Annotated in this window: 10 protein-coding genes and 2 pseudogenes; 5 read left to right on the top strand and 7 right to left on the bottom strand. The window is 69.1% G+C overall.

From position 1 onward, the window contains the following. Nucleotides 1-208: pseudogene (locus I53_RS24320) on the bottom strand (cytochrome c biogenesis protein CcdA); the annotation flags it as partial. A gap of 158 nt (nt 209-366) precedes the next feature. Between I53_RS24320 and I53_RS24315 the strand changes: the two are divergent. From I53_RS24315 to I53_RS33525, 3 genes are all read left to right on the top strand, one after another. Continuing rightward, nucleotides 367-876, top strand: coding sequence for a metallophosphoesterase (locus tag I53_RS24315; protein WP_043355561.1), 510 nt, complete (start codon nt 367-369; stop codon nt 874-876). Between the two features lie 138 nt (nt 877-1,014). Then, complete coding sequence (locus I53_RS24310; protein ID WP_043355560.1) at nt 1,015-1,329, top strand: hypothetical protein; 315 nt, start codon at nt 1,015-1,017, stop codon at nt 1,327-1,329. Between the two features lie 4 nt (nt 1,330-1,333). Then, on the top strand, nt 1,334-1,555 hold the full coding sequence (locus I53_RS33525) for a hypothetical protein (protein ID WP_139231596.1): 222 nt from the start codon (nt 1,334-1,336) through the stop codon (nt 1,553-1,555). Here the strand turns inward: I53_RS33525 and I53_RS24305 are convergent, their stop codons facing one another. Next, the gene (locus I53_RS24305) at nt 1,556-1,801 is read right to left on the bottom strand and encodes a hypothetical protein (RefSeq protein WP_043355558.1); all 246 of its coding nucleotides are present in this window, start codon (nt 1,799-1,801) and stop codon (nt 1,556-1,558) included. Nucleotides 1,802-1,969: 168 nt separating this feature from the next. Between I53_RS24305 and flaF the strand changes: the two genes are divergently transcribed. Further along, nucleotides 1,970-2,341, top strand: a complete 372-nt coding sequence (gene flaF / locus I53_RS24300; protein WP_043355557.1) for a flagellar biosynthesis regulator FlaF — start codon at nt 1,970-1,972, stop codon at nt 2,339-2,341. A gap of 13 nt (nt 2,342-2,354) precedes the next feature. On the opposite strand, the gene I53_RS24295 is transcribed toward flaF, so the two are convergent. Next, nucleotides 2,355-2,768 (bottom strand): flagellar biosynthesis repressor FlbT, encoded by a 414-nt coding sequence (locus I53_RS24295; protein ID WP_043355555.1) that lies wholly within the window; start codon nt 2,766-2,768, stop codon nt 2,355-2,357. A gap of 150 nt (nt 2,769-2,918) precedes the next feature. Between I53_RS24295 and I53_RS24290 the strand changes: the two genes are divergently transcribed. Continuing rightward, nucleotides 2,919-3,695, top strand: coding sequence for an SDR family NAD(P)-dependent oxidoreductase (locus I53_RS24290; protein ID WP_043355553.1), 777 nt, complete (start codon nt 2,919-2,921; stop codon nt 3,693-3,695). Between the two features lie 88 nt (nt 3,696-3,783). On the opposite strand, the gene I53_RS24285 is transcribed toward I53_RS24290, so the two are convergent. From I53_RS24285 to I53_RS24270, 4 genes and pseudogenes are all read right to left on the bottom strand, one after another. Continuing rightward, nucleotides 3,784-4,014, bottom strand: coding sequence for a hypothetical protein (locus I53_RS24285; protein WP_043355551.1), 231 nt, complete (start codon nt 4,012-4,014; stop codon nt 3,784-3,786). A gap of 218 nt (nt 4,015-4,232) precedes the next feature. Continuing rightward, nucleotides 4,233-4,484: a molybdopterin converting factor subunit 1 gene (gene moaD, locus I53_RS24280; RefSeq protein ID WP_043355564.1), complete on the bottom strand. Its 252-nt coding sequence runs from the start codon at nt 4,482-4,484 to the stop codon at nt 4,233-4,235. Nucleotides 4,485-4,538: 54 nt separating this feature from the next. After that, nucleotides 4,539-5,138 (bottom strand): CDP-diacylglycerol--glycerol-3-phosphate 3-phosphatidyltransferase, encoded by a 600-nt coding sequence (gene pgsA / locus I53_RS24275; protein WP_043355549.1) that lies wholly within the window; start codon nt 5,136-5,138, stop codon nt 4,539-4,541. A gap of 73 nt (nt 5,139-5,211) precedes the next feature. Then, nucleotides 5,212-5,896: pseudogene (locus I53_RS24270) on the bottom strand (helix-hairpin-helix domain-containing protein); the annotation flags it as partial.

Below are 5,896 nucleotides of genomic sequence, written 5' to 3'. Positions count from 1 at the left end.
CGCCGTCCAGGCCGATGGTGAAGCCGATCGTCGCGACGAACAGACCGATCGCCGTGAAGGCGATCGCCAGCCCGCCGGCCAGCGCCACCGGGCCGAGGCGATGCTCCGCGGCCGCGGTGCCGAGCACGATCGGGATCAGCGGCAACACGCAGGGCGAGAGCACCGACAGAAGCCCGGCCAGGAAGGCGAATCCGACCGTTCCCAGCATGCCCTCGCGCTCCCGATCCCGCTCGCCCTGCGGAGGTCTCCTCCGTGCCGCGCGGGCGGTCAACGCGCCAGGCGGCCGCGGGCGCGCGGGAACCAGGCGGCGGCCAGCCGATTTCGGCGGCAGTCCGGTGGCGTTCCCGGGCGAGGCGGAGCAGACCGGTGACCATCTTCTTCACGGGCGACACGCATTTCGGCGACCCGCGGGCACTGCGCTTCGACCACCGGCCCTATCCGGATCTTGAGGCCCACGATGCCGGGCTGGTCGCGGCCTGGAACGCCGCGGTCTCGCCCGGCGACACGGTCTGGCACCTCGGCGACTTCGCCCTCGGGCCGAGCGGAGACCGGATTCGCGAGATCCTCGCCGGGCTGAGCGGCGAGAAGCACCTGATCGTCGGCAACAACGACGGGCCCGATACTCTTGGTGCGCCCGGCTGGACGTCGGTTCGGCACTACGCGGAAATCGAGGTCGAAGGCCGCATGGTCGTGCTCTGCCACTACGCGTTCCGCACGTGGAACGGCATGAGCCGCGGGGCCCTCAATCTCCACGGGCACAGCCACGGCAAGCTCAAGCCAATGCCGAAGCAGTACGACGTGGGCGTCGACCCGATGGGGGCGGCACCCGTGCCGCTCTCCGCAATCCTCGCGTCCCGCCGGCGTCGGGGGCGGTGAGTCGGGGCGGAACTTTCACGTCAGCTTCACCGTTTCAGCGGACAGAAAGGGAGTGGACTCGTGCCGCTCCGAGAAACCCGGCCGGTCCGCCTTCGGAGCGGCCATCCCAAACCGTGTGTGAGTGTTGAAGTGAGTGCCATGTCGGTCACTCTGACCCGTTGCCTCGCCAGCCTCGTGGCAGGCCTCGTGATGACTTCCGCGGCGTCGGCTGTGCCGGCCTGCATCGAAGCCCAGCGCAAGGTCGACGAGGCGAATGCCCTGCGCTTCCAGGCGCGTCAGGAGGCCCGTCTGGGCGATCATGACCGCGTCTGCGACACGCTCGATGAAGTGGGCGACCGCTACGACGATGCCCGCGACGCCTTCGAGCGATGCGGCGAGGGCGTCGTGGCGATCGATCTCCGCAGCGAACTGCGGGGCCTGCGGATCGCCAAGAAAATTAACCGCTGCGATTGATCGGGTGCGCATCCGCACCTCGGACGTCCCGTTCCTGCAGCATCACCCCGTCACGCGCGACGCCGGTCGCCGAAAAGGTTCTGCGCCCATGACCCCCGCCACGCTTTCGAACGACATCGAACCCGCCGTCGTCCGCACCGGCCCGTCCTTCGCGGCCGCCCTGTGCGGCTTCGTCAGCACCACCGTCGCGACGACGATGCTGCTCATGCTGATCGGTGCGTTCTGATCAGGGCGCGACCGACCAGAAACGCTGACGGTTGAACAACATGTCCTGGGAGCCGACCTTCGGTGCCGGCTCCGTCCGCCGCCCGCAATCGGGTTCGGCCGGCTTCGTGACGGCCGCGAGCGTCGTGTGGGCCGGCACGGGTATCAGGCCCAGGCGCGTCTGAACCTCGGGCTGCCGCGCCGCCGCGATGGTCAGCACGCAGGCGATCAGGCCGCCGGCAACAGTTCCGAGAACGAAATTCAACATCGGGCCTGGGATCCGGGGCCCGATTCCTTTGGGCCACACAGCGTCGTCGATAAGCAACCCGGCGGCATCATGGCGGATCTGGCGCTCACGCGCTTTTAACTCCTGGTCTGCGACAGCTACGCGCCAGCTTGCCGCCAAGGCAGGCCTGACGACGGGGCTGGACCGCCGATGAACTACGCCGCCAACGCCTACGCCAAGACATCCCACAGCGCCCTCTCGCCGCGCGAAGCCGAATCCGCGGTTCTGCTGAAAGCGGCGCAGAAGCTGATCGGTGCGAGCCAGGGGCTCTCCGAGGGCGATGCCGGGCGCCTCAACGACGCCCTGTCGTTCAACCAGCGCGTCTGGACGCTGCTGACCTCCGAGGCCACGTCGGACCTGAACCCGCTCCCTTCGGACGTCAAGCAGGGCGTCGGCCGCCTGGGCGTGTTCGTGCTCCAGAGCTGCATCGACACGATGATCGCGCCGACGCCCGAGAAGATCGCGACGCTCGTGTCGATCAACAACCACATCGCCGCCGGCCTGCAAGGCAATCCCGGCTGAGGCCCGAGGGCCGTCAGGAAGCCGCCGACGTTTCCGGCAGGTCCGGCTGGGACACCGCGCCGGCGGCTTCCCACTCGACGAGTTTGCGGCTCAGCTTGAGCGCCCGATAATACGCGCCGGTCTCGACGGCCTGGGCGATCCCCGCGATGTGAGGGGCCGCCGCCGGCGCGAGCCCGAGCAGATCCGTCGCCTGCCGGAAGAACAGGTCGATCCCCTGCGTCGGATCGTCGGCGAGGTAGATGACCGTCAGGGTCAGGTGGAGGCGCTTGCAGGCCGTGTCGGCCTCGGTCTCCGTGATGATCTCGCTCTCGCGCAGGAACTTGCACTGCGTCTCGATCAGGAAGGTCGAGCGCCGGTCGCCGTTGCGCAGCAGGGCACCGTTGATGATCAGCCGTTCGAAGGGCTTAAGTTCCAGACGCAGGGGCATCGGGCGTTCCTTTCTAGAAGACCCGGCGATCTCATTCGCGAACCGTTAACGTTTCGAGAATTCCCGCCCCGAGCGCGGCCGTTGCACCACGCGGGCGCCGTGATAAACTCCCACAAATGACGACCGGGTCAGACGTGTCGGGGAGGTCCGATGACGGCGCAGACGGATCGGCGCGCACGGTATCCGAGCCTCGGTGGCAAGCGCGTCCTGGTCACGGGCGGAGCCTCGGGAATCGGCGCGGGTCTGGTCGAGGCCTTCGTCGGCCAGGGGGCCCGCGTCCTGTTCTGCGACATCGCGGATGATGCGGCGAACGCAGTGGTGGCGCGTCTGACGCCCGGCGCCGCGCACGCCCCGCTCTACCGGCGCTGCGACCTGACGGATGTCGATGCGGTCCGCGCGCTGGTCGCCGAGGCGGATACGGTTCTGGGCGGCTTGGATATCCTGATCAACAATGCCGGCAACGACGACCGCCACAGCCTCGCCGAGGTGACGCCCGCCTATTGGGACGACCGGATGGCGGTGAATCTGCGCCACCTGTTCTTCGCCGCCCAGGCGGCGGTGCCGGCGATGCGGCGTGCGGGCGGCGGCGTGATCCTCAATTTCGGATCGATCAGCTGGCATCTCGGGCTGAAGGAGATGCCGCTCTACCAGACCGCCAAGGCGGCGATCGAGGGGATGACCCGCGCCCTGGCCCGCGACCTCGGCCGCGATGGGATCCGGGTGGTGTCGATCATCCCCGGCAACGTCCAGACGCCGCGGCAGGAGAGATGGTACACGCCGGAGGGCGAGGCGGACATCGTCGCCGCGCAATGCCTCGACGGCCGGATCCAGCCGGCCGACGTCGCCGCGCTGGTCCTGTTCCTCGCCTCGGACGATGCCCGGATGTGCACAGGCCACCCCTACGTCATCGATGCGGGGTGGCGCTGACCGAGAGCCGGGCAGGAGACCGGCCGGACATGAGACCGGCCGGACAGGGGGCGCGGGTCCGCGCTCCGGCCCGGCCCGCTTCCGTGCCTCAGTCGCACGTCTCCTTCTTGACGGTCTTGGAGTCGCCCATGTCGTTCTCTTTGCGCACCGTCTTGGTGACGCAGCCGTCGCCATGGTCGTGGACGGTCACGGATTTCGACTCGGTCGCCGGGCGGTCGACGACGACGGCCGGCCGGTCGCGCTCGATGACGGTGGTCTGGGCCTGTGCGGCGGCGCCGAGGCTCAACAGGGCGGCGGTCGCGAGCAAGGTCTTGCGCATGCTGAAACTCCAATACCGGTTTCGGTACCGGGTAACGGCGGTCACAGCTTGAGCGTTCCGCAGAGCCGTCGGTCTCGAAGGCGGACCGAACCCGTAAAAAAACTTGGCTCGGCCCGCGCGCCGTTCGGTTCGAAGCAGAGCCGGAGCGACGGCGCCAATGACTGCGGAACCGGGACCAAGACAACCCCGGTGGACTACGTGCGCGGCGTGGCCGGGCCTCAGCCGCCCGTCATCGGCGGGAAGAAGGCGATCTCGCGGGCGCCCGCGATCGGCGCGTCCGGCTTGGCGTGGACCCGATCGATCGCAGCCCGGACGACGCCCGGATCCTCGAAGGCGTAGGCATATTCCTCGCCCCGGCCCCGGAGCCACCCGACGAGGTCGGCGACGGTGGCGACCTCCGCCGGCGGTGCCAGCTCCTCCTCGGGGCGGCCGATCCGCTCGCGGACCCAGGCGAAATAGACGAGCTTCATCGCATCACCGTAGCGAAGACAGGGCAGGGACCGCACGTCCCGCAGGCCGATCCGTCAGCGCGGATCGTCGATGACGTGCTTGATCCCGGCCCGCATGTAGTCCCAGCCGGTCCAGAGCGTGAGGGCGGCGGCCAGCCACAGCAACGTCAGGCCGATCGGCTCAGTGCCCGGCAGCAGGGTCTCGCCCGCCGGGCCGGCGACCAGGAAGCCGAGAGCCACGAGCTGCACGGTGGTCTTCCATTTGGCGATCTTGCTGACGGGCACCCCGACCTTCAGCTCGGCCAGGTACTCGCGCAGGCCGGAGACCAGCACCTCGCGGCACAGGATCACGATGGCCGCCCAGATATTCGAGCCGACGATCGTGTGGTCCGCCGTCAGCATCAGCAGGCACGCCGAGACGAGAAGCTTGTCGGCGATCGGATCGAGCATCCGGCCGAGCGCCGAGCTCTGATGGTAGGTGCGTGCGACGTACCCGTCCAAATAGTCGGTGATCGCGGCCGCGACGAAAACGCCCAGCGCCGTCCACCGGGCGGTGTGGGATTCGGGCCAGAACAGCAGAGCGACCATCACCGGCACGGCAACGAGGCGCCCGTAGGTCAGGCAATTCGCGAGCGTCCAGGCCGGCGACCGTCGTCGGGGAAGGACGGCGTTCATCGCAGGGGTGAAATCAGAGCGGGGCCCGGGCGTCAACGTCCTGGTTTCGGTCTCGGCCATCGCGGTCGGGTTCTCAGGCGCCGGCATGGAAGAAGTCGTAGACCGCCCGCGCGGTGGCGGCGTTCACGCCCGGTGTCTTGGCCAGATCCTCGAAGGCCGCACGCTCGATGGCCTTCACGGTCCCGAAATGATGGAGCAGCGCGCGCTTGCGGCTGGGCCCGATGCCGGCGATCTCGTCCAGGGGGTTCTTCACCATCTCGCGCTTCCGCTTGGCCCGGTGGCTGCCGATGGCGAAGCGGTGCGCCTCGTCCCGGAGCCGTTGCACGAAGTAGAGCGTCGGGTCGCGCGGCGGAAGCTTGAAGGGCGGCCGGCCGGGCACGAAAAACGTCTCGCGCCCGGCATCCCGGTCGCGGCCCTTGGCGACGCCGATCAGCGGCACGCCCGAGACGCCGACCTCCTCCAGGGCCGTCCGCGCGGCGTCGAGCTGGCCCTTGCCGCCGTCGATCAGCACGAGGTCCGGCCAGGCCGGGAACGCCTCGCTCTCCTCGGCCGGCACCGGCTCCTGGACGCCGCCCTCGACGGCGGCGGCCGCGGCTTCGCGTTCGGTGCGCGGTGACTCCTTCACCAGCCGCTTGAAGCGCCGCTGCAGGACTTCGCGCATCATGCCGTAATCGTCGCCCGGGGTGAGCTCCTCGGACTTGATGTTGAACGTGCGGTAATGCGTCTTCATGAGCCCGTCGGCCCGGCGACGATCATGC

This window comes from Methylobacterium sp. B1 (genome assembly GCF_000333255.1).
GTDB classification, from domain to species: domain Bacteria; phylum Pseudomonadota; class Alphaproteobacteria; order Rhizobiales; family Beijerinckiaceae; genus Methylobacterium; species Methylobacterium fujisawaense.
The sequence above is the reverse complement of the archived record's forward strand: the minus strand, read 5'-3'. Positions and strand labels throughout refer to the sequence as shown.